The organism is Achromobacter sp. D7-1 (assembly GCF_059760445.1).
In genome coordinates, this window is the sequence record NZ_JCBAMT010000037.1 from 1 (window position 1) to 25,872 (window position 25,872).

Sequence of the window (25,872 nt, forward strand, 5' to 3'; positions counted from 1 at the left end):
CGGCCTGGCTTTGCGCTACGCCCCTTGCTGCATCTGCGTCCGAAGTCGTGCGGCATTCGCGTTACATGAGGTGTAGATTGCTTTTGCAGCCGGCATCTACGCACGGACGTTACCGCAAGGCTTCATAGATGCGGATCGCCAGGTCCTGAGAGATGCCGTCGACCGAGGCCAGGTCTTCGATGCTGGCCGAGGCCACGCCGGAGAAGCCGCCGAAGCGGGCCAGCAGGCGCTGGCGGCGGCGGGCGCCGATGCCTTCGATCTCTTCCAGGCGGGACACGTTGCGGGCCTTGGCGCGGCGAGCGCGCATGCCGGTGATGGCGAAGCGGTGCGCCTCGTCGCGCACCTGGGCGATCAGCATCAGCGCGGCGGACTCGCCGCCCAGCGCCACCGGCGGCCGGGAGTCGGCGAACACCAGGGTTTCCAGGCCGACCTTGCGCCCCTCCCCCTTGGCCACGCCCACCAGCGTCTGGACGTCCAGGCCCAGCTCCACGAACACCTGGCGGGCGACTTCCACCTGGCCCTTGCCGCCGTCGATCAGCACCAGGCCGGGCATGGGCGCCTCGCCATCGGCGACCTTGGCGAAGCGGCGGCTCAGCACCTGGCGCATGGCGGCGTAGTCGTCGCCCGGCGTGATGCCGCCGATGTTGTAGCGGCGGTATAGCGAGGGCTGCATGTCGTGGTGTTCGAACACCACGCAGGACGCCTGGGTGGCTTCACCGGCCGTGTGGCTGATGTCGAAGCATTCGATGCGCAGCGCATCCAGTGCGGCTTCGTCCGTGTCCAGGTCCAGCGCTTCGGCCAACGCCAGGGTGCGGGCCGCGCGGGCGCCGGACTCGGTCAGCGCGCGGGCCAGGGCCATTTCGGCATTCTTGGTCGCCTGCTCCAGCCAGGCGCGGCGCGCGCCCTGCGGGCGCGTCAACACGCGCGACGGCCGTCCGCCCGCCTGTTCCACCAGCAAGCCGATCAGGTCGGGATCGGGCAAGGCGTGCGAACAGACCAGCACCGGCGGCATGGCATTGTCGGTGTAGTGCTGGGCGACGAAGGCCTCCAGCACCTGCGGCGCGGCCTCGCCTTCGGCGTGCGAGGGAAAGAACGGCTTGTCGCCCAGATGGCGGCCGCCCCGCACCATCGCCAGGTTGACGCAGACTTTGCCGCCGGCAATCGCCACCGCAATGATGTCGGTGTCCTCGCCGCTGACGTTCTCCATGGTCTGCTGGTGCAGCACGCGCGCCAGCGAGCCCATCTGGTCGCGCAGCGCCGCGGCTTCCTCGAAGCGCAATTCGCTGGCGGCCTGCTGCATCCGGTTTTCGATCTCGCCCATCACGTCCTTGGCTTCCCCGTTCAGGAAGCGCACGGCGCGCTGCACGTCGCGTTCGTAATCGGCCGCCTCGATCGCGCCGACGCAGGGCGCCGAGCAGCGCCCGATCTGATGCAACAGACAGGGCCGCGAACGGTTGGCGAAGACCGAGTCTTCACAGGTGCGCAGGCGGAATACCTTCTGCAGTATCTGGATCGTTTCGCGCACGGCCCAGGCGTTGGGGAACGGCCCGAAGTACTGGCCGCGCTTGTTGGTGGCGCCGCGGTAATAGGCGATGCGCGGCCAATCGTGGCCGGTGATCAGCAGGTAGGGATAAGACTTGTCGTCGCGGAACAGGATGTTGTAGCGCGGCTTCAGGGTCTTGATGAGGTTGTTTTCGAGGATCAGCGCTTCCGCTTCGGAGCGTGTCACCGTCACCTCCAGCCGCGCCACCTTCGCCACCATCTGGGCGATGCGGGGGCTGGCCAGGTTCTTCTGGAAATACGACGAGACGCGCTTCTTCAGGTCGCGCGCCTTGCCGACATACATGACCTCGCCGGCCGCATCCAGATGCCGGTACACGCCCGGCAGATGCGGCAGGTCAGCCAGGAACGATTTGAGATTGAAGTCGTCGGGCATTCTGGTAACGGCTTTCAGCCTGCAAGGTATCCCAGTCCGGCGCATCAAAGCGCGGCATCAGGCGGCGGATGCGGGCCACGGATTCGGCCGGGTGCTCGAACTTCAGGCGCTCGAGCAGCTCGTCAGCCAGGTCCGGCCGGTTGCATACCAGCACCATGTCGCAGCCGGCGCCCAAAGCGGCGTTGGCGCGGTCGAGGATGTCGCCTGCCACCGAAGCGCCTTCCATGGTCAGGTCGTCCGAGAACACCACTCCATCGTAGCCCAGGCGGGTGCGCAGGATGTCCTGGACCCAACGCTTGGAAAAGCCTGCCGGGTGCTTGTCGACCTTGGGATAGATCACGTGCGCGGGCATCACCGACGGCAGCACCGCGTCGCCCAGCCAGGCATACGGCGCAGCGTCGTCCTTCAGGATCTTGTCCAAGGGACGCGGATCCACCGGGATCTCATGGTGCGAGTCCGCTTCCACGAAACCGTGGCCGGGGAAGTGCTTGCCGCAGGCCGACATGCCCGCCAGCTGCAGGCCCTGGATCAGCGCGCGCGACAGCATCGCGACCACGCGCGGATCCTGGTGGAAGGCGCGGGTGCCGATCACCTTGCTGACGCCGTAGTCCAGGTCCAGGACAGGCGTAAAGCTCATGTCCACGCCGCAGGCGCGCAGCTCGGCGGCCAGCACGTAGCCGGCTTCGGTGGCCAGACGCATGGCTTGCAGCGGATCGCGGTTCCACAGCACGCCGAGATCGCGCATGGCGGGCAGCGGCGTGAAGCCGTCTTCGCGGAAACGCTGCACGCGGCCGCCTTCGTGGTCCACCAGGATCAGCAGGGGCTCCTTGCGAGCCTTGTGGATCTGGCGCGTCAGTTCGGTCAGCTGTTTGCGGCTTTCGAAATTGCGGGCGAAAAGAATCACGCCGCCCACCAGCGGATGGCGCAGGCGCTTCTTTTCCGCCTTCGTCAGCATGTATCCCGCCACATCGACCATCACGGGGCCGGGCGGCAGCACCGCCTTGGATTTCTTTTTGGCCATGTCAGGCTTCCTTCTGTCTGAGTCTGGCAAGCCGGCGGCGAACACGGAGTCCGCTGATCAGGGCTTGCGTTCAACCACCACGTAAGCGGCGGCCATGTCGGATTCGTCGGTAATGGACACATGCGCCGCGCCAAAACGCTGCTCATACCATTGCAGCAATTCGGGCGCGATCACCAGCACGGGACGCCCGCCGGGCGCATTCAGCGTCTGCACGCGCCGCCACGTCATGGGCATGCGCATGCCCAGGCCGATGGCTTTGGAAAACGCTTCCTTGGCCGCGAAGCGCGTGGCCAGGAAGCGCAGGCCGCGCACCGGGTCGCGGGCGCGGCGCGCATGGAATTTCTGCAGTTCTTCCGCGCCCAGGATCTTTTCCGCGAAACGATCGCCGTGGCGCGCCAGCGCGCGCTCGATGCGGTCGATGCGCAGCAGGTCCATGCCGATGCCGGCAATGGCGCCCGCGGGCGCGGCGGGGCGGGAGGCGTCAGCCATGGGCATGCCCGCGCGTCCGGCGGCAAGCAAGCAGCATCGGGTTCGCGGTCACAGCCCGCGCAGCGCTTGCAGGCGGGCCTGCACCATCAGCGCCTTCATGTCGCGCACCGCCTTTTCCCAGCCGTCGAACACCGCCTGCGCCACGATGGCGTGGCCGATGTTGAGCTCGGCAATGCCGTCCAGCGCAGCCACCGGCTTGACGTTGCCGTAATGCAGGCCATGGCCGGCATTCACGCGCAAGCCATGGCGCAACCCTTCGGCCACGGCCAGGCGCAGCCGTTGCAGTTCGGCCTCGGCGGCCTCCCCTTCGGCTTCGGCATAGGCGCCCGTGTGCAATTCGATCACCGGCGCGCCGGCCTGGGCCGCGGCCGCGATCTGCACCGGATCCGGATCGATGAAAAGCGACACGCGGATGCCGGCCTCGGCCAGCAGGCCCACGGCGTCCGACACGGGCCCCATGGCGCCAGCGACTTCCAGGCCGCCTTCGGTTGTAAGCTCGGTACGCTTTTCGGGCACCAGGCAGACGTCGCTAGGCTTGACCGCGCAGGCGATCTCCAGCATTTCCGCCGTCACCGCGCATTCCAGGTTCATGCGCGTGCGCAGTTGCGGGCGCATGGCGTACACGTCCTTGTCCTGGATATGGCGCCGGTCTTCGCGCAGATGCAGCGTGATCAGATCGGCGCCGGCATCCTCCGCGCGCAACGCGGCGAGCACCGGGTCCGGATAGGTCGTGTGGCGTTGTTGCCGCAGCGTGGCAACGTGATCGATGTTTACACCAAGTTCTATCATTGCACTTTCGTTGTTTCTTCCCAGCCGCCGCCCAGGGCCTTGTACAGTTCCACGCGGTTGATCAGCGCGGCCAGGCCAGTCTGGACCAGAGAGAGCTGGGCATTGAAAAAGTCCACCTGCGCGGTCTGCACCTGCAAGTAGCTGTCGATACCGTTGGTATAGCGCAGATTCGACAGTTCCAGCGTGCGTCCGGACGCGTCCTGCAAGGCGCGCTGGGCATCCAGCTGCGCCCCGTAGGTAGCTTCGCCCGCCAGCGCGTCCGAGACTTCGCGGAACGCCTGCTGAATGGACTGTTCGTACTGCGCCACGGCGATATTGTCGCGCGCCTTGGCCAGGTTCAGCCCTTCGCGGATGCTGCCGCCGGCAAACAGCGGCGTGGTGATCGAAGGCGAGAAGCTCCAATAACCCTGGCCGCCCTTGAACAGGTCGCCCAACGACGGGCTGGCCACGCCCAGCAGGCCGGTCAGCGAGATGGTCGGGAAGAACGCCGCGCGCGCCGCGCCGATATTGGCGTTGGCGGACAGCAACTGGTTTTCCGCGGCCATGATGTCCGGGCGGCGTTCCAGCAGGTCGGACGGCAGGCCGGCAGGCACCGTGGCCAGCAACTGGTCGCGGCCGAACACGGCGGGCGCCGGCAGGTCCGGCGGCAACGGCGTGCCAACCAGCAGCACCAGCGCGTTCATGGCCTGGGCCTGGGCGCGGGCCAGTTGCGCCAGATCGGACGAGGCCGTATCCAGCAGCGTCTTGGCCTGGTTCAGGTCCAGTTCGGAGGCCACACCGCCGTCGAAACGGCGCTTGACCAGGTCGTAGGACTCCTGGCGCGATGCCAGGGTGCGCTGCGTCAGTTCCAGCTGGACCTCGGCGGCGCGCAGATTGAAGTACGACTGCGCGACCGCCCCGACCAGCGTGATCTGGGCGCTCTTCTGCGCCTGTTCCGTCGACAGGTATTGCTGGTACGCCGCCTCGGAAAGGTTGCGCAAGCGGCCGAACAGGTCGATCTCGAAGGTGGTCAGGCCGATGCCGGCCTGGTACGAGCTGCTGATGGAACCCGAGCCGGGCTGCCGCATGTTCTGCGGCAGATGCTGGCGCTGGCCTTGAATGCCGGCGCCGATGCTGGGCCATTGCGCGCCGCGCTGGATGCCGTACTGGGCGCGGGCTTCTTCCACGCGTTCAACCGCCACGCGCAGGTCGCGGTTGTTGACCAGCGACAGCTCGATCAGGCTTTGCAGGCGCGGATCGCGGAAGAATTCGCGCCAGCCCAGATTGGCGGCGGGCGTGCCGTCCTGCGGCATGACCGCGGTGGACGGTTGGGTGCCCAGCGAAGTGGGCTTGGCATAGCCGCCGTACTGCACCTTGGGCTGGTCGGGCCAGGCGTCCGTCACCGGCGCGTCGGGGCGCTTGTAATCAGGCGCCAGCGAGCAGCCGGCCAACGCCACCGCCACGAAAGCGGACAAGGCGGTCTGTTTGAACTTCAGGGCTTTCATTCCTTGCCCTCCTGGCCACCGTTGGGTTGTGCGGGATGTTGCGCGGCGGCGTCCGGGGCAGCCTGTCCGGCTGCAGCCTTCTTGGCCGCCTGCTCTTCTTCGAAGGCGCGCAGTTCGGCGCCCAGCAGGCGCGGCCGGGTCTTGAACAGGCCCAGCACCACCACGAAGAAGGTCGGCACGAAAATCACCGCGAACGGCGTGGCGGCCAACATGCCGCCCAGCACGCCCAGACCCACGGCGCGCTGGCTGGCGGCGCCGGCGCCGGTCGCCATGGCCAGGGGCACCACGCCCAGGATGAACGCCAGCGAAGTCATCAGGATGGGGCGGAACCGCAACCTGGCGGCTTCCACCGCCGACTCGTACAAGCCCATGCCGCGCGCGTACTGGTCCTTGGCGAACTCCACGATAAGAATGGCGTTCTTGGCCGCCAAGCCGATAACGGTCACCATGCCCACCTGGAAGTACACGTCGTTGGACATGCCCAGCGCGCTGATCAGCGCCACCGCGCCCAGCATGCCCAGCGGCACCACCAGCATCACCGAAATCGGGATGGCCCAGCTTTCATACAGGGCGGCCAGCACCAGGAACACCACCAGCAGCGACAGGCCCATCAGGATCGGGGCCTGATTGCCGGCCTGGCGCTCCTGATAAGAAAGGCCGTTCCACTCGTAGCCGAAGCCCTGCGGCAACTGGCCCACCAGGCGTTCCATCTCGGCCATCGCCTCGCCCGTGGTGTAGCCCGGCGCGGCGTCGCCGCTGATGCGCATGGACTCGTAGCTGTTGTAGCGCACCACCTGCACCGGGCCCTGTTTCCATTCGGCCTTGACGAAGGTGGACAGCGGCACCATGCCGCCCTGACCGTTGCGCGCATTCAGCTGCAGCACGTCATTGAGCTGCATGCGGTACGGCGCGTCGGCCTGCACCCAGATGTTCTGCATCCGGCCCAGGTTGGGGAACTTGCTCAGGTAGGCGGAACCGACCGCGGTGGAAATCAGCGAGGCAGCCTCGTTGAAATCCACGCCCAGCGCGGCCGCCTTGTCGCGATCGATGGTCAGGCTGAGCTGCGCGCCCGGTCCGAGGCCGGTGATGCGCACCTGCGACAGCACGGGGCTCTTCATGACCAGGCCCATGAGTTCGCCGGTGGCCGCGGCCAGGGCAGCGGAACCCGCCGCGCCGCGATCCTGCAGGCGGAAGTCGAAACCGGTGGCGTTGCCCAGGGACGAGATGGCGGGCGGCACCAGCGTGAACACCTGCGCGTCATGGATGCCCATCAACTGCTTCTCGAAGGCCCGGAAGGCGATTGCGCCCGCGGAATCCTTGCGCTCCTTGCGTTCGCTGAAGTCCTTCAGCGTGACGAAGGCGATAGCGGCGTTCAGGCCGTTGCCGTTGAAGCTGTAGCCCTGCACGGCGATGATGTTCTCGACCGCGGGCACGTCCGAGAAGTACTTCTCGACCTGCTCGATGACCTCGACCGTGCGGTTGGCCGTGGCGCCGGTGGGCAGCTCGATGTTGCTGACCACATAGCCCTGGTCTTCCTCGGGCAGGAACGACGACGGCAGGCGCAGGTACAGCCAGCCCAGCAGCACGACCAGCAACAGGAAGGCCAGCATCATGCGGCCGCCCTTGTGCAGGATGCGCGACACCCAGTTCTGGTAGTTGTGGGTGGTGGCGTCGAACTTGCGGTTGAACCAGCCGAAGAAGCCCTTCTTGTCCTCGTGGTGGCCCTTGGGCACCGGCTTGAGGATGGTGGCGCACAGCGCCGGGGTAAAGGTCAACGCCAGCAGCGCCGAGAAGAAGATGGACACGGCCATCGCGATCGAGAACTGGCGATAGATCACGCCCACCGAGCCGCTCATGAAGGCCAGCGGCAGGAACACCGTCACCAGCACCAGCGTGATGCCGATGATGGCGCCGCTGATCTGCGGCATGGCCTTCTTGGTGGCTTCCTTGGGTGGTAAGCCCTCCGTGGACATGATCCGCTCGACGTTCTCCACCACCACGATGGCGTCATCCACCAGAATCCCGATGGCAAGCACCATGGCGAACATGGTGAGCACGTTGATGGAGAACCCGAGCGCCAGCATCACCGCGAACGCCCCCAGCATGGCCACCGGCACCACCAGGGCCGGGATCAGGGTATAGCGGACGTTTTGCAGGAACAGGTACATCACCAGGAACACCAGCACCATGGCTTCAGCCAGGGTGTGGACCACCTGCTCGATCGACACCTTCACGTAAGGCGCCGTGTCGTACGGAATGGAGTAGGTGATATTGCCCGGGAAGTACTTGGACAGTTCTTCCATCTGCTGGCGCACGCCCTGCGCGGTAGCCAGCGCGTTGGCGTTGGGCGACAGCACGATGGCGAATGCGGCCGTCGGCTTGCCGTTCAGGCGGGCGCCGAACTGGTAGTTGTCCGCACCCACTTCGATGCGGGCGACGTCGCGCAGCAGCACCTGGGAGCCGTCGGTATTGGCGCGCAGGACGATCTTGCCGAAGCCCTCTACCGTGCTCAGCTGGCCGTTGGCCGTGACCGTGGCGGTGATGCGCTGCGAGTCCGGGTTGGGCGGCGCACCGATGCTGCCGCCGGAAATCACCACGTTCTGCTGGGCGATGGCCTGGTTGACCTGCGACATGCTCAGGTTGAAACCGACCAACTTGGCGGGATCGACCCACACGCGCATGGCGCGCGGCGCCGCGAACAGCTGGAACTGACCCACGCCGGGCACGCGCGACACCGGGTTCTTGATGTTGCGGGTGATGTAGTCGGCCAGCGCGGTCTGGTCGAGCGAACCGTCGGTGGACGACACCGCCGCCACCATCAGGAAGCCAGTACTGGTCTGCTCGTATTGCAAGCCCTGCTGCTGCACGGCCGTCGGCAACTGCGCGACCACGTTGGACACGCGGTTCTGCACGTCCACCTGCGCCAAGTCTGGGTTGGTCCCGGGCGCGAAGGTCGCGGTGATGGTCGAGGTACCGTAGGAATCGCTGACCGACTCGTAGTAGATCAGGCCCTTGGCGCCGTTGAGCTGGTCTTCGATGATACTGGTGACCTGCTCGGCCACTTCGTTGGCCGACGCGCCGGGGTAGGTAGCCGTGATCGTGATCGCGGGCGGCGCCACGTCCGGGTACTGCGAGATCGGCATGTTCGGGATCGCCAACACCCCGGCCAGCAGGATGAACAGGGCGACTACCCAAGCGAAAATCGGTCTATCAATAAAAAATTGCGGCATGTGGGCTGACTCTGAAAGCGATGCTCACCAAAGAGGAACGCGGCGCTTGCGCCGCGTGCCGCTTAAGATTTCTGGCCTGCGGCCTTGTCCTGCTGCGCAGGCTCGGCAGGCTTGGCGCCGGGCTGCGGAGCGGATTCCGCGGGCTTGGCGCCCGGTTGCGCGGGAGCCTGGCCGCCCGCTGCGGGCGTGCCGTTCTTCCATTCGCTGGCCTGCACCGGCGCACCCGGGCGGACCTTCTGGAACCCTTCCACCACGACCACGTCGCCAGCCTTCAGGCCGCTGGTGACGATCCAGTTGCTCTTGAGAGCGCCGCCAGTGGTGACCGGTATCTGCTCGATCTTGTTGTCCTTGACCAGCAACAGGCTTTGCAGGCCATCCGCGGTACGCTGCAGCGCCTGCTGCGGCACCATCAGGGCCTTGTCGTCCACGCCCTGCTCCAGGCGCACGCGCACGTACATGCCGGGCAGCAGGATGCCGTCGGGGTTGGGGACTTCGGCGCGCAGGTTGACCTGCCCCGTGGTCGGATCCACGGTGATGCCGGTGAACAGCAGCTTGCCCGGCTGGCCGTACTCGGAGCCGTCTTCCAGCACGATGGTGGCGCGCGCCGTGTCCTTGCCGACCTGCTGCAGCTGGCCGCTGGCGAAAGCGCGGCGCAGGGATGCGAGTTCCGCGGTGGACTGGGTGAAGTCCACGTAGATCGGATCCAGCTGCTGCACCGTGGCCATCTGCGTGGCGGAGGTGCCCTCGACCAGCGCGCCTTCGGTGACCAGCGGCTTGCCGATGCGGCCGGTGATGGGCGAGGTGACGTCGGTGTAACCGAGGTTGATCGCAGCGTTGTCCTGCGCGGCCTTGGCGGCGGCGACGGCGGCGTCCGCCTGGCGGTACGAGGCCACGGCGTTGTCGTATTCCTGCTTGCTGACGGCGTTGGCCTTGACCAGCGGCGCGTAGCGGTCGGCCAGCAGCTTGGCGCTGAACAGATTGGCCTGAGCCTGCTTGAGCTGCGCCGTGGCCTGATCGTAGGCGGCCTTGTAGGGCGCCGGATCGATCTTGAACAGCAGTTGGTTTTCCTTGACGTCCCCGCCCTGCTCGAAGGCGATCTTCTGGACGATGCCGGTGACGCGCGAACGGATCTGCGCGTCCCGGACGGCATCGACGCGGCCAGGCAGGTCGGACACGATGGGCGCGCGCTGCGGCTGGATCGTAATGACGCTGACTTGGGGCATGCCTGGATTCATGTGCGGCTTTTCACCGCAACCAGCCAATATCAGTGCGAGGACCCCACCAGAAAAAACCAGCCCTGAAACACGTTTAGGCGAAAACCGCATTGAAACCCCCGCGTAGCGTAATTAACCGTAATCGCGTCATGTAATCGCAGTATTTAACCGCGGCTCTGGCCGCGATCAAATAAGAAGCATGCGTCATCAAGGCACGTAATCAGCCCAGTAATGTAACTCAGTTATTGGGGAAATCACTGATTTTTAGTGCTTCAAATACCACGCGCGAGGGGATTTCGTACAACAAATCAGGTCTCGGAAAGCTCCCGCAGCTTGCCCAGGAACACATAGCCCATGCCATGGACCGTATGCAACGGCAGCCGGGCGCCAGCCAGCAGGACCTTGCCGCGCAGGCGGCATATGGCCACATTCAGCGTGCGCATCGTGGTGCGCTTGCGGGCGGCCATGAATTCATCGCGCCGCAGTTCCCTGGCGGGATTGCCCGCCAGGCAAAGCAGGCAAGTGCGCTCCAGGGCAGTCAGGCCGATGCGGATGCCCTGGGGCGTAAGCAGGGTCCAGCCCTGGTAGACCAGGGTCCACCAGCCGTCCAAGGCGTAGGGAGTGTCGGCCGCGCGGGCAGGCGCGACTTGGGCAAGGCGAGCGGGGGCATTCACGACGGATCTCCACCAGGACGGCCCGCGCCGCGCGGGATGGCGGCCGGCTCCCGGAACAAGGTTGCAACTTGCCCCGAAAGACTACCGCCGGAACCCGCCTATGTTGGATTTACAGGGCACCTATAGGACCAATCCGATCGGCAACCTGCTCCGCCCTATCCAGAAACACCGGCCGCGCCTTTGCCCCGCGAGTTCAGGTGCGCTTGCCGTTGCGGTGGATATCGTGGGTGACGAAGCAACTGTCCTGGGTCGGGCGGGCCAGGATGCCGGGCTTGGCCAGCGTGGCGCGAATGTCGGACAGGCCGGACTCCCAGTGCTCGCGCATGGCCTCGGTGCCGAACTCGTAGTCCTTGGAGTAACGCTCCCGGTGCTTGGACTCGTAGATGAGGTTGATGATGTTGGTGGCCGGCGTATGGGACAGCTTGCGGATGTCGTCGAACTCAGCCGCCTTGCGCTCGGCTTCCGGCAGCTTCGCCAGCAGACGCTGCAAGCCGTGGCGCAGCTTGAGCACGCGCCGCATCTGGTCCGTGACCAGGCGGGTCCGGCTGGAATACTGGATGTCCTTCTGGCGCTCGGCCACTTCCTCCAGGTTGGTCGGCAGGCCGCCGCGCGCCGGCCACAGATCGACCTGGAACGCCAGCGTGTCGCGCATGTTGTCCGTGGTCAGCACCTGGGCCAGCGGCGTGTTGGACACGATGCCGCCGTCCCAATAGTGTTCGCCGTCGATCTCGACGGAGGGGAAGCCTGGCGGCAAGGCGCCCGAGGCCATGATGTGCTCGGGCCTCAGGGTGTCCTTCAGGCTGTCAAAATAGGCGAAGTTGCCGGTCCGCACGTTGACCACGCCGAAACTGGCGCGCACGGCTCCGCTATTGAGCAGGTCGAAATCCACGAATTCCCGCAAGGTCGCGGCCAGCGGCGTGGTGTCGTAGAAGCTGGTGGACGCCGCGCCCCTGCCGTGCATCAGGTAGGGCGGCGGAAAACGCGGTTTGAAAAAGCCCGGTTGGCCCGAGAACAGGGCCTGGAAGGCCGACACATGCCCGTTCATGACGGGTGAGCCGAAGCCGAACGGCAAACCTTCGAACATGGGCCCGAGCGTCTCGCCCCAGGGCACCGAGGCGAAACCCGCCGGCCGGCAGATGGCTTCCCAGAAACCACGCAAGCGCTCCACCCGCTCGTCCTCGCGGGAACCCGCGATGATGGCCGCATTGATCGACCCGATGGAAATGCCGGAAATCCAGTTGGGCCGGATGCCCGCTTCGTGCAGCCCTTGGTACACCCCGGCCTGGTAGGCCCCCAGCGCTCCCCCGCCCTGCAGCACCAGGGCGACGACTTCATAGGGCGGCGTATCGCCGGTGTCTTGGGTCGGGGCCTTGCGGCGAGTACTCATACGGCTTCCTCTAGGCAGGGCTGGCGGACCGCCCTACTTGCTTTTGTCCGGCACTTGCGGCGTGCCCACGCCCGCGCGGAACGGATACTTGGAGAAAATCTGCGCGACCACCTTGTCCGTGTTCTCGGGCGTAGCGGCCGCGTCGGGCTGGACCTCGCCCACCGCCAGGCCTTCCCAGACCAGCTGCCTGCGGCGCATGTCGACCAAGTCGATATTCAAGGTGCCCTCAGTATATTGGTAGACGTCGTCGCCCCAACCGTAGCCGGGCCAGCCGCCGTAGAAGCCGGCGCGATAGCCGTAGTACGGGCCCATGGGCGGAGCGGCCGGCGTGACCTGCACCTTCTGCTGCAGCTTGGCGCTGAAATTGACCAGCAGGTCGGGATTGGAGGCGCTATAGGTATAGCCGCGCATTTCCATCTGGCCGCGCGTGGCGTTCTTGAGGCGCTCGGTCAGCAAGCTACTGTAGCCCGCTTTGTCCGTGCCCAGCGGCGTCATGTACCCAAATGTCCGATACTGGGCGAAATTCGCCTGGTGATCGTAGTCGCTCTTGACGGTGGGACCCGAGGCGCAAGCCGCCAACAGAGCCGTCATGGAACCCGCAGCCAGCAATTTGAACGCTTTCATGTCGTTTTCTCCGAGAGCCCGATGCTCGAACATAGTGCCGCGAAGCCCACAAAATTTCAACAGAATCTCATTCGCATCGCTCCCGCAGCAAAACGCTGAAGCAACCGCCGTCCATTACACTTTCATCTGTCCCATACCCTGACCACGGCACGACACAAATGTTGGAACTTGACGGCTCGATTTGGTTTCGCTCCGGCGCCCAGACCTGGGGCGGCAAAAACCGCATAGACCTGCTGGCGCAAATCGACGCTACTGGCTCGATCACGGCCGCCGCGCGCGCCGTGGGCATGAGCTACAAGGGGGCCTGGGACGCCATCGACGCCATGAACAACCTGGCGGGCGAGCCTTTGGTGATCCGGGCCGCCGGCGGCAAGGGCGGCGGCGGCACGCGCCTGACGGACCGCGCGCGCGGCCTGATCGGCACCTTCCGCGCCCTGGAGGCCGAACACCGCAAGTTCATGGAAAACCTGACCCGCGCTGGCATGAACGCCAGCGGCGACATCGACCTCATGAGGCGTTTCATGCTAAAGACCAGCGCACGCAACAAACTGCTAGGCACCGTCATCCAGATCCGCGCCGGCGCCGTCAACGACGAAATCGTGCTGCGCATCGCGGGCGGCCTGACCATCACGGCCACCATCACGCGCGAAAGCACGCAGGAACTGGGATTGGCGATGGGCAAGGAGGCGATCGCGCTGGTCAAGGCGTCGTCGGTCATCGTGGGCGCGCCCGGCCCCGGCCTGCGCCTGTCGGCGCGCAATCAGCTACCGGGCAAAATCACCGCCCTGCGCCCGGGCGCCGTCAACAGCGAGATCCTGATCGGACTGGACGGCGGCGTGACGCTGGCGGCCATCGTCACCAATGAAAGCGCACAGGATCTGGCGCTGGACGTAGGCGCCGACGCGGTGGCGATCTTCAAGGCTTCCAGTGTGATACTCGGCGTGCTGGACTGACCTTTCAGACGCCCACGTCCTCATCGTGGCGCCGCACCCTGCCCTCGCGCACTTCGAACACTTCGTCGGCCAGCGCGTCCACGTCGGCCGGGTCGTGCGTGATCAGGAGCATGGGTACGTCCAACTGGCGCTGCAAGGCGTTGAGCTCCGAACGCATCTTGCCGCGCAGCTGCGAGTCCAGCGCTGAAAAGGGCTCGTCGAGCAGCAGGATGTCCGGCCGCAGCATGAGGGCTCGCGCCAAGGCGACCCGTTGCTTCTGCCCGCCCGAGATTTCGCTGGGATAGCTGCCCACAATGGAGCCCAGCTCGAACGCGTCCACCCAGCGCTGCGCCTCGGGCCCGACCTCGCGCCTGGGCGGATTGCGCCAACCGCGCCGCAATCCAAAAGCAATGTTCTGCGCCACGGTCAGATGAGGAAACAGGGCGTAGTCCTGGAACAGATAGGCGACGCGGCGCGACTGCGCGGGCAGGCTGACGCCGGCGTCGGCATCGAACAGCACGCGGCCGTTGATCTCGATGCGGCCCGAATCGGGGCGCAGCAGACCCGCCACCGCGCGCAGCGTCAGGCTCTTGCCCGCCCCCGACGGACCGAACAGCGCGATGCGCTTGGCCGAGGAATCGAACGCCACGTCCAGCCCGAAGCGCCGGTCGCCGGACACCATCTGCTTGCGCACCCGGATGTTGACGCTCATAGCGCGCCCCCGTTGCGCCGGCCGCTGCTGACAGGCACCAGCTTGCCGGCCAGCAGCAAGACCACCACGCAGGTCACCGAAGTGACCAGCACCAGCATGTTGGCGGTGGCATCGTCACCTGCCTGCACCGCCTCGTAGATGGCGACCGACAGGGTTTGTGTGCGCCCCGGCAGGTTGCCGGCGATCATCAGCGTGGCGCCGAATTCGCCCAGCGCCCGCGCGAACGCCAGCAGCACGCCGGCAGCGATGCCGCGCGCGGCCAAAGGCAGCGTAACGCGGAAGAACACCCCCGCCTCGCACACGCCCAGCACGCGCGCCGCGCTTTCGAGCTGGCTATCGACGTTTTCGAAGGCCGCGCGGGCCGATTTGAACACCAGCGGAAACGCCACCACGGAAGCCGCGATCACCGCGCCCTGCCAGGTGAAGACCAGTTCGATGCCCCAGTCCGCCAGCGTCTCGCCGATGATGCCGCGGCGCCCCAGCAACACCAGCAGGTAGTAGCCGAGCACCGTGGGCGGCAGCACCAGCGGCAAGGTCAGCAACGCGTCCAGAAGATCGCGGCCCGGCCAGCGCCAGCGCGACAGGCCATAGGCCGCGGCCGTGCCGGCCACGGTCGCCAACAACGTTGCCCAGCCTGCCACTTTCAGGGAAAGCAGCAGGGGCACCCAAACCGGATCACTCATCAATGCCTACGATTCAACAGGTATCAGGGCTTCTGGAAGCCGTAGCGCGACAGTATCGCCTGACCCGCTGGAGACAGCACATAGGCGACGAAACTTTCGGCTTCTTTGGCGGCGGCTTCGCGGGTGGTGACGGCGATGGGATAGGTCACCGGCGTCTGCGACGGCACGCGTACCGCGACCTTGACCTTGTCCGCCATGATGGCCGCGTCGGTCGCGAACACGAAGCCCGCGTCGACCTCGCCGCGCGCCACGTAGTCCAGGCTCTGGCGCACGTTCTGGGCCAGCACGCTCTTAGCCTGCACTTCCTTCCACAGGCCGGCCGCTTCCAGCGCGCCCTGGGTATAGCGGCCCACCGGCACCGATGCCGGGTTGCCATAGGCGATGCGCTTGACGTCGTCGCGGGTCAGGTCCTTGAGCGCGGTGATGTTGGCCTTGCTGTCGGCGGGCACGATCAGCACCACCTGGTTGGCGGCGAAGTCCACGCGGGAGGCCGGCTTGACGGCTTTTTCCTCGACCGCCTTGTCCATGGCCTTCTGGTCGGCCGAGGCGAACACGTCGGCCGGCGCGCCCTTGACGATCTGCTGCAGCAGCACGTCGGAAGCGCCGAAGTTCAGGATGACCTTGGTGCCGGCGTGCTCTTTTTCGTAGCCTTGCGCGACTTCCTTGAAGGCATTGGTCAGGCTGGCGGCGGCCGACACCACCAGGTCGCCGGCGTTGGCATTGGCGCCCCATGCGGCGGCCAGCGCCAAGGACAGCGCCACGATCGGACGTTTGCAGAACATGTTCTTCTCCCAGAGGAAATCGCTAAGTCGGTAACGAAATATATATAGGTATATAACGCCCGTCAATTTGGCTTCCCGGGGGACCGTTGAGCAATGTCAAGGAGTGGTGGCCGCGGGCTTCAGCCGCGCGCCACCGTGGTCGCGTGCACAGCCTCGGGCGCCAGCAGCGTCCGCAGGTGCTCCAGCGCCAGCTCGGGCCGCGCCGCGCCGCACATGAAGACGTCCAGCGCGGCAAACTGGTGCTCGGGCCAGGTGTGGATGCTGATGTGGGATTCGCTCAGCAGGACTACGCCGGTCACGCCAGCGCCGTCGCCGAAATGATGGAAGTGCGCGCTGAGCACGCGCGCGCCCGCCGCCTGCGCTGCGGCGACCAGATCGCGTTCCAGCGCCTGCGCGTCGGTCAGCCGGTCCGCCGGCACGCCGCGGAAATCCGCCAGCACGTGGCGGCCGGGTGTGGCATGCGGGGTCACTTGTGGGATCCGCCCGAGGACCAGCCCGACCCGCCGGACGAACTGCTGCCCCAGCTGCTGCTGGAGCCGCCGCCAGACATGCGCGCGCCCGGCGAGCTGACCCCGGTGGCGAAGATCACCACCACGATGGCGTAGACGGTATATAGCAGCTTGCCCATCTTGTCATTCGTCCTTGCCGGATAGTTTGTCCGCCAGCGCCGCCGGAATCCAGAGAAACGCCGCGCCGATCAGGAGAGGAACGATGCCCCCGCTGAAGATATTGTCGAAGTTCAGGAAGGCCAGCGCGATCATGGCCGTCCAGGCAAACTTGCGATACCCCCCGGGTTTGCCACTAAGCGGCATGGCCTTCTGCTTGGCCAGTTCAGGGTCCCCGAACCATTCGGCCAATTGCGCCGGCGCCACCGGCCCCGAGGCCGACCAGCCCAGTTCGGACTCGCTCAATTCGCGGGTCAGCTTGAGGTTGCCAGCCTTGTAATCCGTGATCTTGGTGCTGTCGCCGACCTTGACGCGCCAGTTGAACGCGCCCAGCGCCAGCTCCACGCGCGAGGTGTAGTCGTACAGTTTCTGATAAAGCTTGGAGCGCCAGCGCACGCTGCTGGCGTTGTTGTGGCTGGGCCAGGTGTCGCAAACCTGCACGCGCTCCCAGCCCTCTTCGGTTTCCACCAGCCAGATGAATCCCTTCACCGGATTGAACAGCAGGTACTCGATCCAGTCGGACGGTTCCTCGGGATCCGGATCGGCGCACTTCATCAGGCCGATGAGCGTATAGGAAGCGCCGTCGATCTTGGCCACCGCGCCCAGCGCCAGCGTGGTCTTGATGGCCTTGACCTTGCGGGCCTTCTCGATGACTTCGGCGGTGGGACCCGAGCAGTCGACCGCGGCCGCGCACGAGGGGCAGACCACCTGGGTGGCCATGGCGGCCACGAAACTTATCGGCCCGCCGCAGTTCGGGCAGTCCAGCGCCTTGATCTGGCCACGGAAACGGCCGGCCGTCTCCTCGACCTGCTCGTTGGTCCGCAACGATGCCGCCTGCATGGCGGACAGGTCGAACGCCTTGCCGATGTACAGCTCGGGCTCGGGTCCGTCGGAAAAGTCCAGTGTGAGGAACGCGTCCAGGCAGCGGTAATCCGCCACCTTGGCCAGCCAGCCCTCGCCCGGCACGAACGGCAGCTCGCCTTGCGTGCCGCCCGCCTGGCAGGCGCGCACGTCGGCGGCGGTGTAGCGCTGCCCGTCCAGCTTCAATTCGTCGCCGGGCGCGATGTCGTCGAACGCCGGCATGCCTTGCGTGGACTTGACCTTGCGCCGCCGGGTCACGGCGTACTGGCCCGAGGCGTCCGACAGCCAGCCGTCGGAGCCGTCTTCGAACCAGAGGTACCACTCGTTCCAGAAGCCGTCTTCGTAGCGCAGCTGGATGCGGCCGATCAGATCGAAGCGCTTGCCTTCATGGGTGCCGGCCGCGCCCAGGCACAAGGGCGAGTAGTCCTCCAGGACTTCGGCGGCCTCGCCGATGCGCTTGACCGACTCGGCGTCCTTCAGCAAAGTGCTGCGGCAGGCGCCGCAGACCGCCATGACGGATGCCGCGGACGTGAATTTGACTGGGGCGCCGCACTGCGGACACAGAACCTGCTGCATGGAGCCTTAGCTGGTGAGTTTCTTCAGCACTTCGGCCTTGGCCGAATCGTAGTCCGCGGCCGTGATCAGGCCTTTGTCCAGCAGGTCCTTGAGCTGCTGCAGCCGCTGCGCCGGATCGCCGCCCGCTGCGGCAGGCGCCTGCTGGGCTGGCGGCTGCGCCGCCTGCTGCGGCTGCCCCTGGGCGCCGGCCAGGCCCGCGGCCATGGTTTGGCCCAGCGCCGCGCCGGCCGCCAGGCCCGCGCCGATGCCGGCGATGCCACCCTCGTTCTGCGCCGCCATCGGGATGGCCGTGGCGGTCTGATACTGGGTGAACTTGCCCAGGTCGCCGGCCATGCCCATGGAAATCCGGGTGTCCAGCGCTTTTTGCAGTTCTTCCGGCAGCGAAACGTTCTCGACCGTGAAGTTGTCCAGCTTGACGCCGTAGCGGTCAAACACCGGTCCCAGTTGCTCGGCGATGCTCTGCGACATCAACCCCTGGTTGCCGGCCATGTCCAGGAACGGCACTTTGGAGCCGCCCAGCGCCGTCGTCATCGCCGCGACCACCATGTTGCGCAACTGCGCCTCCAGGTCGTCCACGGTGTATTCGTCGCGCGTGCCGCTGATCTCGCGGTAGAACTTGGCGGGATCGGAGATCTGGTAGGAATACACGCCGAAGGCGCGCAGGCGCACCATGCCGAACTCGCTGTCGCGCAGGGTCACCGGCTGGGCCGTGCCCCAGCGCCGGCCCAGTTGCAGGCGGGTGCTGAAGAAGATCACGTCCGACTTGAAGGGCGACTCGAACAGCTTGTCCCAGTTCTTCAGGTAGGTCAGGATCGGCAGCGTCTGCGTGGTCAGCTTGTACATGCCGGGGCCGAACACGTCGGCCACCTTACCCTCATTGACGAACACCGCCATCTGCGACTCGCGCACGGTCAGGCTGGCGCCATACTGGATTTCGAAGTCCTGCATCGGATGGCGCCAGGCGAGCACGCCGTCGCGGTCCTCGTTCCATTGCAGGATGTCGATGAACTGCTTGCGGATGAATGAACCGAGACTCATGAGTAGTCCTCCTGTCAGATCGGGTTCGGCGCTTGTCCGTATCAGGTCAGGCTGGCGGCGTTGACGATGCCGGCGGCGATCGAAATCGACCCGATCAGCCCGCCCATGGCGATGTTGTTTTCTTCGATGGCCTCGTTCATGCCGCGCACGGCCTGGGACACGCCCACGTACACGACGATCTGCACCAACATGGCCACAAGCCCCCAGAGCAGGAACATGGCATAGCTGGCGTGGATCGCGATGCTGGAGCACAAGGTAAAGCTGAAGCCCACCAGCGCGCCGCCATATGACAGCACCGCGGCGATGTTGCCTTCGCGGATCAGCTCGAATTCCTTGTAGCGCGTGACGGCCGTGTAGACCAGGGTGAAGACACCCAGCATGGCAAGCGCGGACGCCATATAGATCAGATAGGTCACCACCGGATGCATTGCTTCTCCCATTGCCACCCTCCTAATTGCGCGCAGTATATACGGCGCGTTCGATATACTGCGAACGCATTTTTCGTGTCGGACACCTCATGCGCGACCGCGTTCTCATTCTTTCGGTATTGATCGTCGCCTCCTGCGGTTTGGGCTATGAGCTCATCAGCAGCGCGCTGGCCAGCTATTTGCTGGGGGATTCGATACTGCAGTTCTCTTCCGTCATCGGCTGCTATCTGTTCGCCATGGGCATAGGCTCGTGGTTGTCAAAATATGTAAGAGACGAAGACGTTTTGAATCGCTTCATCGATGTGGAGCTGCTGGTCGCCCTGTTGGGCGGCGTCTCCGCCGCGGTGCTGTTCCTGGTCTTCGCCTGGATGGCCGCGCCCTTCCGCGCGGCCCTGTATGTAGGCGTGTTCCTCATCGGCCTGATGGTCGGCATGGAGATCCCGCTGGTGATGCGGGTGTTCAACCAGCGCAAGACCGAGTTCCGCGAAATCGTCAGCCGCGTGCTGACCTTCGACTACCTGGGCGCACTGGCCGTGTCGCTGGTGTTCCCGCTGCTGCTCGCCCCCAAGCTCGGCCTGCTGCGCACCAGCTTCCTCTTCGGCATCATGAACGCCAGCGTGGCCCTGTGGACCACCTGGCTGTTCCGCGCGGAGCTCCACCGGCCCGGCGAGAAAGCCATCCGCGCCAGCGTAGTGATCGGCTTCCTGGGGCTGGGCTTCATTTACTCCGGCAACATGACGGCCTGGGCCGAGAAGGGCCTGTACGGGGACGATGTGGTGCATGCGGAAACCACCCAATACCAGCGTCTGGTGGTCACGCGCTGGCATGACGACCTGCGCCTCTATATCAACGGCAACCTGCAGTTCTCGTCGCGCGACGAACACCGCTATCACGAAGCGCTGGTGCACCCCGGCCTGCAAGCCCTGCCCTGGGCGCGCAACGTGCTGGTGCTGGGCGGCGGCGACGGCCTGGCCGTGCGCGAAATCCTCAAATACAAGAATATCGAACGCGTGACGCTGGTGGATCTGGATCCGGCCATGACCGGCCTGTTCTCGCGTTCCGAGCCGCTGGTCAAGCTGAACCAGGGGTCGTTGAAGGATCCGCGAGTCACGGTCATCAACGACGATGCCGGCCGCTGGCTGGAAACCCATGCCGAGGTCTATGACTACATCGTGGTGGATTTTCCCGATCCGTCCAATTTCGGCCTGGGCCGCCTGTACTCGGTGCCGGTCTATCACCTGATGGCGCGCCACCTGGCCGAGAACGGCTATATGGTGGTGCAGTCCACCTCGCCCTATTTCGCGCCACGCTCGTTCTGGAGCGTCGATGCCACCCTGAAGGAAGCCGGGCTGAACACCTGGCCGTACCACACCTATGTGCCGTCCTTCGGCGACTGGGGTTTCATCCTTGCCAGCAAGCGCCGCGACTACGAGCCGCCCGCCAGCATTACCGTGCCGACACGCTATCTGGATCCGGTCACGACGCGCGAACTATTCCACTTCCCCGCCGACATGCCCGCGCTGGCGATGCCGCCGAACCGCTTGAACGAGCAGTCGCTCGTGCGCTACTTCGACGAAGACTGGCGCAAGGTCATCCGCTGATGCGGCGGCGCAGCTTCCTGCTGGGCGCGGCCACGGCAGCGATTGCCGGCACCGCCGGGTATTACCGTTCGCGCATCGTCGAGACCACGCCAGAAATCCATTACCCAGGCATGCAGGCAGGCCACGCCCTGCGCGACGGCGCAGCCTGGCCGCCGCCCTCGGCCAACCACCAGCGCGACGTCGTGATACTGGGCTCGGGCGTGGCGGGCCTGTCCTGCGCCTGGAAGCTGGCGCGCGAAGGGCATACCGATTTCCTGGTGGTGCAGGGTCCCGAATTCGAAGGCAATGCCGCCGCCGGCCTGCGCGACGGCCTGGACTACCCCTTGGGCGCCCACTACCTGCCGCTGCCCTCGCTGGCCTCCACCCATGTGCGCGAGATGCTGGCCGACTTCGGCATCATCGAGCGCGGCGCAAGCGAGGCCCGCCCCTACTACGACGAAACCGCTTTGGTGCACTCGCCCCAGGAACGCCTGCTGCGCGACGGCCGCTGGGAAGAAAGCCTGCTGCCCATGAGCGGGTTGCCGGAAGCAGACCTGGCGCAGCACCGCAAATTTCTTGCCCTGATCGAGCGCCTGCACACGCAGACCGGCAACGACGGCCGCAAGATCTTCGGCATCCCGCTCACGCTTTCGTCGCGGGACCCGGCCTGGCGCGCGCTGGACGCCATCACGTTCAAGCAATGGCTGGAACGCGAAGGCTATACCTCGCCCGCGCTGCATTGGTACCTGAACTACTGCTGCCGCGACGACTACGGCGCGCAGTACGACGTGGTCTCGGCCTGGGCCGGCCTGCACTATTTCGCCAGCCGCGACGGCCATGCCGAAAACGCGGGCGAAGGCGCCGTGCTGACCTGGCCCGGCGGCCTGTCGACGTTGATGCAGCGCATGCGCGACGCCATCACGGACAAGCTCGGCCATGCCGGCTGGCTGGTTGCCGGCACTGCGGTCCGGATGCAGGAAACGGCCGCCGGACCGCTGGTCACTTGCCTGAGTTCGACTGCCGCATACACGGTGCAGGCCCGCCGCGCCGTGTGCGCGATGCCGTTGTTCGTGGCCCAGCGCATCCTGCCCGACATCCGCGCCTACGGCTACGATCCGGCCGTGCACGCGCCGCCGCATGCGCCCTGGATGGTGTCGAACTTCGTCATGGAAGGCTATCCCGCCGAAGTCCCTGGCGAACCGTTGTCCTGGGATAACGTCGTCTATCAGGGCAAGGCGCTGGGCTACGTCGTCTCCACGCACCAGCTGCTGCGCGTGGCCCGTACACCGCGCTGCGTCTTCACCGCCTACCACGCGCTCAGCGAAATGAAGCCCGAAGCCGCGCGCCAGTGGCTGACGCGCGCCAGTCCGGAGGAACTGCGGGCCGAGGCCGCGTCGGATCTGGTCGCGGCCTACGGCCAGGAATTCTGGCGCCACGCGCACCAACTGGAAATCACGGTGCGCGGCCATGCCATGGCCTCGCCGCTATGCGGCTACCTGTCCAATCGGGGATTGGCCGCGCTGCGCGACGTGGACGGTCCGATCCTGTTCGCGCACTCGGACCTATCGGGCTATTCCGTGTTCGAGGAAGCCTCGTGGTGGGGCGTGGCTGCCGCTGGGCGGATCATGGGCCAAAAGCCGCCGCAGGCCTGAAGTTCGCGCGCCGCGTTTTCGCCGGCCGCCTGCAATACAATTCCGCGAGCTTGCCGGGCATCACGGCACCTCCTGACCGGACTCAGATAAAAAGACATGGGAAAGCACGTCGTTGTCCTAGGCGCGGGTATCGTGGGCGTCTGCTGCGCGCTGGAACTGCAGCGCCGCGGCCTGTCCGTCACGCTGGTGGACCGGCAGGAGCCGGGGCTGGAAACCTCGCTGGGCAACGCCGGCGTGATCGCCCGCAGTTCGCTGATGCCGTTCAACCATCCGGGCCTGTGGGCCCAGTTGCCCCGGCTGCTGAAGAACGACACCGTGCAGTTCCGCTACAAGCTGGGCTATCTGGCGCAGAACCTGGGCTGGGCCGCCCGCTTCCTGCTCAACGCCCGACCGGCGGTGTTCAGGCAGACCGTGGAGGCGTTGGACGGTCTGATCCGGCTTTCGGCGCCGGAGCATCTGCGGCTGTTGAACGAATCGGGCGCGGCGCACCGGCTGCGCGATACCGGCTGGATTTTCCTGTACCGGTCTGAACAGGGCTGGAACAGCGGCGAACTGTCGCGCAAGACCTTTGCCCAGTACCAGGTGCCGACCCAGATCCTTGCACCCGGCGAGCTGGCGGAAATCGAACCCGCGCTCGCACCGATCTTCCAGCGCGCGCTATGGATCCAGGGCTCGTATTCCGTCGATGATCCGCACGAGGTGGTGGCGGCCTACGCCGCCCTGTTCCGCCGAGCCGGCGGCACGTTCAGATGTCTGACCGCCAGCGCCATCCGCCGCGAGGGCCAGGGCTGGATCGTGCAAGACGCCCAAGGGTCCGAATCAGTGGCAGCGGATCGATTGGTGGTGGCGCTCGGCCCCTGGTCGAAGCGCCTGCTGAAGACAACGGGCATAGACCTGCCCATGGCGTTCGAGCGCGGCTACCACATGCATTACAGCGGCGTGGACGGCGCCAGCCTGACGCGTCCGGTCTACGACACCGGCGGCGGCTATGTGCTGTCGCCCATGGCGCGCGGGCTGCGCCTGACCACGGGCGTGGAACTGGACGCCTGCGAGGCGCCTGCTCGGCCGCTGCAGCTGGAACTGGCTGAAGCGCGGGCTCGGGAAGCATTTCCGCTGGAGCGGCGACTGGATCCCGAAGCGTGGCTGGGGCGGCGTCCAACGCTGCCCGACAGCCGGCCGATGATAGGCGAGGCGCCGCGCCACCCCGGCCTGTGGCTGGCGCTGGGGCATCAGCACATCGGTTTCAGCACCGCGCCCGGCACCGCGAGGATATTGGGAGAACTCATGTGCGACGGCGTTGCGGCTGCCGGCCACGAGGCGTTCCGGCCGGGCCGGTTCATCTAGGCCGGCAGGCCGCCCTGCACAGCCTGCGGGAACCGGCTGCGACTCACGCAGCCGGCAACTGGCGCTCAGCCCAGCAGCAAGGCGTCGTCGGAAATCTTCTCGCCGCGCACGCGCTCGAACATGGCCAGCAGGTCCGGCACATCCATGCCGCGGCGCTCGTCGCCCGATACGTCCAGCACCACCTGCCCCTGATGCAGCATGACGGTGCGGTCGCCCACGTCCAGCGCCTGGCGCATGCTGTGCGTCACCATCATCGTGGTGAGCTGGCTTTCGGCGACGATGCGCGCCGTCAGCTGCAGCACGAAGTCCGCCGTGCGCGGATCCAGCGCCGCGGTGTGCTCGTCCAGGAGCAGGATGCGCGAGGGCTGCAAGGCCGCCATCAGCAGGCTGACCGCCTGGCGCTGGCCGCCCGACAGCAGGCCGATGCGGTCGGTCAGGCGGTTTTCCAGGCCCAGGCCCAGCGTGGCCAGGCGCTCGCGGAAGCCCTCCTTCATGGAGGCCTTGACCGCGCGACTGTAGCCGCGGCGCGCGCCGCGCATCTGCGCCAGCGCCATGTTCTCTTCGATGGTCAGGTCTTCGCAGGTGCCCGCCATGGGGTCCTGAAACACGCGGGCCACGCGGCCCGCGCGCGCCCACACCGGCTGGCGCGTGACGTCGACGCCGTTGATGTCGATGCGGCCGGAGTCGACCGGCAGGTCGCCCGACACCGCGTTCAGGAAGGTGGACTTGCCGGCGCCATTGGAGCCGATGACGGTCACGAACTGGCCCGAGGGGATCTCCAGCGACAGGCCGCGTAAGGCGCGGGTCTCGATGGGCGTGCCAGCGTTGAACGTAATTTTCAGGTCTTTTGCGGACAACATATCAGCGCACCTTTTTGCCGACCAGGCGGCGCTTGAGCATGGGAATGACCAGGGCGAACGTGACCAGCACCGCGGTGACGAGGTTCAGGTCTTGCGCCTTCAGGCCGATGAAATCGCTGTTCAGCGCCAGGGCGATGAAGAAGCGGTAGACGATGGCGCCGATGATGACGGCCAGCGTCGCCAGCACCAGCTTGCGCGACGGCAAGATGCTTTCGCCCACGATCACGGCGGCCAGGCCGATCACGATGGTGCCGATGCCCATGGAAATGTCCGAGCCGCCCTGGGTCTGGGCAAACAGCGCGCCCGCCAGCGCCACCAGCGCATTGGACAACGCCATGCCGCCCAGGATCATGCGGCCGGTATTGACGCCCTGGGCACGGGCCATGCGGCCATTGGAGCCGGTGGCGCGTACCGCCAGGCCGGTCTGCGTGGCGAAGAACCAGTCCAGCGCCAGCTTGGCCAGGATCACGATCACGATCAGGATCAGCGGCCGGGCGACATAGTCCGACAGCCATTCGGGCTGCAGGACGGTGAATACGGTGGATTCGGTGATCAGCGGGACGTTGGGCTTGCCCATGATGCGCAGGTTGACCGAGTACAGCGCGATCATCATCAGGATGCTGGCCAGCAGGTCCATGATCTTCAGCTTGACGTTCAGCCAGCCGGTGACCAGTCCGGCCGCGGCGCCGGCGACCGTGGCGATGACGGTGGCCAGGAACGGGTCGGTGCCCGAAGCGATCAGCGTGGCACAGACCGCGCCGCCCAACGGAAAGCTGCCGTCAACGGTCAGGTCCGGGAAGCGCAGCAGACGGAACGAGATATACACGCCCAGAGCCACCAGGCTGAAGATCAGGCCGATCTCCAACGCGCCTAACAACGAGAACAATGACATGGGTCAAATCCAATCAGTA

General features: G+C 66.1%; 24 protein-coding genes. 4 read left to right on the plus strand and 20 right to left on the minus strand.

What is annotated here, in order from left to right:
• Positions 1–109: 109 nt before the first annotated feature.
• From uvrC to AC6LKD_RS17040, 10 genes are all read right to left on the minus strand, one after another.
• Positions 110–1,936 carry an excinuclease ABC subunit UvrC gene (uvrC, locus tag AC6LKD_RS16995; protein WP_013395004.1) on the minus strand — a complete coding sequence of 609 codons (1,827 nt, stop codon included), beginning with the start codon at positions 1,934–1,936 and terminating at the stop codon, positions 110–112.
• Complete coding sequence (gene nagZ, locus AC6LKD_RS17000; protein ID WP_498116898.1) at positions 1,899–2,957, minus strand: beta-N-acetylhexosaminidase; 1,059 nt, start codon at positions 2,955–2,957, stop codon at positions 1,899–1,901. Before nagZ ends, uvrC begins: the two co-directional genes overlap by 38 nt.
• 57 nt (positions 2,958–3,014) lie before the next feature.
• Positions 3,015–3,452 carry a holo-ACP synthase gene (acpS, locus tag AC6LKD_RS17005; RefSeq protein WP_013395006.1) on the minus strand — a complete coding sequence of 146 codons (438 nt, stop codon included), beginning with the start codon at positions 3,450–3,452 and terminating at the stop codon, positions 3,015–3,017.
• A gap of 42 nt (positions 3,453–3,494) precedes the next feature.
• Positions 3,495–4,235 carry a pyridoxine 5'-phosphate synthase gene (gene pdxJ, locus AC6LKD_RS17010; RefSeq protein ID WP_013395007.1) on the minus strand — a complete coding sequence of 247 codons (741 nt, stop codon included), beginning with the start codon at positions 4,233–4,235 and terminating at the stop codon, positions 3,495–3,497.
• Complete coding sequence (locus AC6LKD_RS17015; protein ID WP_013395008.1) at positions 4,232–5,719, minus strand: efflux transporter outer membrane subunit; 1,488 nt, start codon at positions 5,717–5,719, stop codon at positions 4,232–4,234. The genes pdxJ and AC6LKD_RS17015 overlap by 4 nt, the downstream gene beginning before the upstream one ends.
• Complete coding sequence (locus AC6LKD_RS17020) at positions 5,716–8,949, minus strand: multidrug efflux RND transporter permease subunit (protein ID WP_498116899.1); 3,234 nt, start codon at positions 8,947–8,949, stop codon at positions 5,716–5,718. Before AC6LKD_RS17020 ends, AC6LKD_RS17015 begins: the two co-directional genes overlap by 4 nt.
• Before the next feature lie 62 nt (positions 8,950–9,011).
• Positions 9,012–10,274 (minus strand): efflux RND transporter periplasmic adaptor subunit, encoded by a 1,263-nt coding sequence (locus AC6LKD_RS17025; RefSeq protein ID WP_013395010.1) that lies wholly within the window; start codon positions 10,272–10,274, stop codon positions 9,012–9,014.
• Positions 10,275–10,471: 197 nt separating this feature from the next.
• On the minus strand, positions 10,472–10,837 hold the full coding sequence (locus AC6LKD_RS17030) for a helix-turn-helix domain-containing protein (RefSeq protein WP_013395011.1): 366 nt from the start codon (positions 10,835–10,837) through the stop codon (positions 10,472–10,474).
• A gap of 193 nt (positions 10,838–11,030) precedes the next feature.
• Positions 11,031–12,224 carry a DUF3734 domain-containing protein gene (locus AC6LKD_RS17035; protein WP_498116900.1) on the minus strand — a complete coding sequence of 398 codons (1,194 nt, stop codon included), beginning with the start codon at positions 12,222–12,224 and terminating at the stop codon, positions 11,031–11,033.
• A gap of 33 nt (positions 12,225–12,257) precedes the next feature.
• The gene (locus AC6LKD_RS17040) at positions 12,258–12,848 is read right to left on the minus strand and encodes a DUF4136 domain-containing protein (protein WP_013395013.1); all 591 of its coding nucleotides are present in this window, start codon (positions 12,846–12,848) and stop codon (positions 12,258–12,260) included.
• Positions 12,849–13,006: 158 nt separating this feature from the next.
• Here AC6LKD_RS17040 and AC6LKD_RS17045 point away from each other — a divergent pair, with 158 nt between their 5' ends.
• Positions 13,007–13,801 carry a TOBE domain-containing protein gene (locus tag AC6LKD_RS17045; RefSeq protein ID WP_013395014.1) on the plus strand — a complete coding sequence of 265 codons (795 nt, stop codon included), beginning with the start codon at positions 13,007–13,009 and terminating at the stop codon, positions 13,799–13,801.
• 4 nt (positions 13,802–13,805) lie between these two features.
• Here AC6LKD_RS17045 and AC6LKD_RS17050 read toward each other — a convergent pair whose 3' ends face one another.
• The 8 genes from AC6LKD_RS17050 to AC6LKD_RS17085 form a co-directional block, all read right to left on the minus strand.
• Positions 13,806–14,492 (minus strand): sulfate/molybdate ABC transporter ATP-binding protein, encoded by a 687-nt coding sequence (locus AC6LKD_RS17050; RefSeq protein WP_013395015.1) that lies wholly within the window; start codon positions 14,490–14,492, stop codon positions 13,806–13,808.
• A complete protein-coding gene (modB, locus tag AC6LKD_RS17055; RefSeq protein WP_013395016.1) occupies positions 14,489–15,175 on the minus strand; it encodes a molybdate ABC transporter permease subunit in 687 nt (228 codons plus the stop codon). Before modB ends, AC6LKD_RS17050 begins: the two co-directional genes overlap by 4 nt.
• 23 nt (positions 15,176–15,198) lie before the next feature.
• Entirely contained in the window at positions 15,199–15,957 is a 759-nt protein-coding gene (gene modA, locus AC6LKD_RS17060; RefSeq protein ID WP_013395017.1) for a molybdate ABC transporter substrate-binding protein, read from the minus strand.
• Between the two features lie 119 nt (positions 15,958–16,076).
• Positions 16,077–16,427, minus strand: coding sequence for an adenosylmethionine decarboxylase (speD, locus tag AC6LKD_RS17065; RefSeq protein ID WP_498116901.1), 351 nt, complete (start codon positions 16,425–16,427; stop codon positions 16,077–16,079).
• Complete coding sequence (locus AC6LKD_RS17070; RefSeq protein WP_207472772.1) at positions 16,424–16,585, minus strand: hypothetical protein; 162 nt, start codon at positions 16,583–16,585, stop codon at positions 16,424–16,426. Before AC6LKD_RS17070 ends, speD begins: the two co-directional genes overlap by 4 nt.
• 4 nt (positions 16,586–16,589) lie before the next feature.
• Entirely contained in the window at positions 16,590–18,059 is a 1,470-nt protein-coding gene (locus tag AC6LKD_RS17075) for a DUF4178 domain-containing protein (protein WP_498116902.1), read from the minus strand.
• 6 nt (positions 18,060–18,065) lie between these two features.
• On the minus strand, positions 18,066–19,097 hold the full coding sequence (locus AC6LKD_RS17080; protein WP_013395021.1) for an SPFH domain-containing protein: 1,032 nt from the start codon (positions 19,095–19,097) through the stop codon (positions 18,066–18,068).
• 41 nt (positions 19,098–19,138) lie between these two features.
• Complete coding sequence (locus AC6LKD_RS17085; RefSeq protein WP_041654065.1) at positions 19,139–19,525, minus strand: DUF350 domain-containing protein; 387 nt, start codon at positions 19,523–19,525, stop codon at positions 19,139–19,141.
• An 89-nt stretch (positions 19,526–19,614) separates the two neighbouring features.
• Between AC6LKD_RS17085 and AC6LKD_RS17090 the strand changes: the two genes are divergently transcribed.
• The 3 genes from AC6LKD_RS17090 to AC6LKD_RS17100 all read left to right on the plus strand — a co-directional run bounded on the left by AC6LKD_RS17090 (position 19,615) and on the right by AC6LKD_RS17100 (position 24,101).
• Positions 19,615–21,126, plus strand: a complete 1,512-nt coding sequence (locus AC6LKD_RS17090; RefSeq protein ID WP_013395023.1) for a polyamine aminopropyltransferase — start codon at positions 19,615–19,617, stop codon at positions 21,124–21,126.
• Positions 21,126–22,757 (plus strand): NAD(P)-binding protein, encoded by a 1,632-nt coding sequence (locus AC6LKD_RS17095; RefSeq protein ID WP_498116903.1) that lies wholly within the window; start codon positions 21,126–21,128, stop codon positions 22,755–22,757. The genes AC6LKD_RS17090 and AC6LKD_RS17095 overlap by 1 nt, the downstream gene beginning before the upstream one ends.
• A 96-nt stretch (positions 22,758–22,853) precedes the next feature.
• Positions 22,854–24,101: an NAD(P)/FAD-dependent oxidoreductase gene (locus AC6LKD_RS17100; RefSeq protein WP_013395025.1), complete on the plus strand. Its 1,248-nt coding sequence runs from the start codon at positions 22,854–22,856 to the stop codon at positions 24,099–24,101.
• A 65-nt stretch (positions 24,102–24,166) separates the two neighbouring features.
• Here the strand turns inward: AC6LKD_RS17100 and AC6LKD_RS17105 are convergent, their stop codons facing one another.
• Both AC6LKD_RS17105 and AC6LKD_RS17110 read right to left on the minus strand, forming a co-directional pair.
• A complete protein-coding gene (locus tag AC6LKD_RS17105) occupies positions 24,167–24,961 on the minus strand; it encodes an ABC transporter ATP-binding protein (protein ID WP_013395026.1) in 795 nt (264 codons plus the stop codon).
• A 1-nt stretch (position 24,962) separates the two neighbouring features.
• Positions 24,963–25,853, minus strand: a complete 891-nt coding sequence (locus tag AC6LKD_RS17110; RefSeq protein WP_013395027.1) for an ABC transporter permease — start codon at positions 25,851–25,853, stop codon at positions 24,963–24,965.
• Positions 25,854–25,872: the final 19 nt, after the last annotated feature.

Coding starts and splice junctions, on each gene's coding strand:
- uvrC (WP_013395004.1), bottom strand. CDS start 1,936: ATGCCCGACGACTTCAATCTCAAATCGTTCCTGGCTGACCTGCCGCAT.
- nagZ (WP_498116898.1), bottom strand. CDS start 2,957: ATGGCCAAAAAGAAATCCAAGGCGGTGCTGCCGCCCGGCCCCGTGATG.
- acpS (WP_013395006.1), bottom strand. CDS start 3,452: ATGCCCATGGCTGACGCCTCCCGCCCCGCCGCGCCCGCGGGCGCCATT.
- pdxJ (WP_013395007.1), bottom strand. CDS start 4,235: ATGATAGAACTTGGTGTAAACATCGATCACGTTGCCACGCTGCGGCAA.
- AC6LKD_RS17015 (WP_013395008.1), bottom strand. CDS start 5,719: ATGAAAGCCCTGAAGTTCAAACAGACCGCCTTGTCCGCTTTCGTGGCG.
- AC6LKD_RS17020 (WP_498116899.1), bottom strand. CDS start 8,949: ATGCCGCAATTTTTTATTGATAGACCGATTTTCGCTTGGGTAGTCGCC.
- AC6LKD_RS17025 (WP_013395010.1), bottom strand. CDS start 10,274: ATGCGGTTTTCGCCTAAACGTGTTTCAGGGCTGGTTTTTTCTGGTGGG.
- AC6LKD_RS17035 (WP_498116900.1), bottom strand. CDS start 12,224: ATGAGTACTCGCCGCAAGGCCCCGACCCAAGACACCGGCGATACGCCG.
- AC6LKD_RS17040 (WP_013395013.1), bottom strand. CDS start 12,848: ATGAAAGCGTTCAAATTGCTGGCTGCGGGTTCCATGACGGCTCTGTTG.
- AC6LKD_RS17045 (WP_013395014.1), top strand. CDS start 13,007: ATGTTGGAACTTGACGGCTCGATTTGGTTTCGCTCCGGCGCCCAGACC.
- AC6LKD_RS17050 (WP_013395015.1), bottom strand. CDS start 14,492: ATGAGCGTCAACATCCGGGTGCGCAAGCAGATGGTGTCCGGCGACCGG.
- modB (WP_013395016.1), bottom strand. CDS start 15,175: ATGAGTGATCCGGTTTGGGTGCCCCTGCTGCTTTCCCTGAAAGTGGCA.
- modA (WP_013395017.1), bottom strand. CDS start 15,957: ATGTTCTGCAAACGTCCGATCGTGGCGCTGTCCTTGGCGCTGGCCGCC.
- AC6LKD_RS17070 (WP_207472772.1), bottom strand. CDS start 16,585: ATGGGCAAGCTGCTATATACCGTCTACGCCATCGTGGTGGTGATCTTC.
- AC6LKD_RS17075 (WP_498116902.1), bottom strand. CDS start 18,059: ATGCAGCAGGTTCTGTGTCCGCAGTGCGGCGCCCCAGTCAAATTCACG.
- AC6LKD_RS17080 (WP_013395021.1), bottom strand. CDS start 19,097: ATGAGTCTCGGTTCATTCATCCGCAAGCAGTTCATCGACATCCTGCAA.
- AC6LKD_RS17085 (WP_041654065.1), bottom strand. CDS start 19,525: ATGCATCCGGTGGTGACCTATCTGATCTATATGGCGTCCGCGCTTGCC.
- AC6LKD_RS17090 (WP_013395023.1), top strand. CDS start 19,615: ATGCGCGACCGCGTTCTCATTCTTTCGGTATTGATCGTCGCCTCCTGC.
- AC6LKD_RS17095 (WP_498116903.1), top strand. CDS start 21,126: ATGCGGCGGCGCAGCTTCCTGCTGGGCGCGGCCACGGCAGCGATTGCC.
- AC6LKD_RS17100 (WP_013395025.1), top strand. CDS start 22,854: ATGGGAAAGCACGTCGTTGTCCTAGGCGCGGGTATCGTGGGCGTCTGC.
- AC6LKD_RS17105 (WP_013395026.1), bottom strand. CDS start 24,961: ATGTTGTCCGCAAAAGACCTGAAAATTACGTTCAACGCTGGCACGCCC.
- AC6LKD_RS17110 (WP_013395027.1), bottom strand. CDS start 25,853: ATGTCATTGTTCTCGTTGTTAGGCGCGTTGGAGATCGGCCTGATCTTC.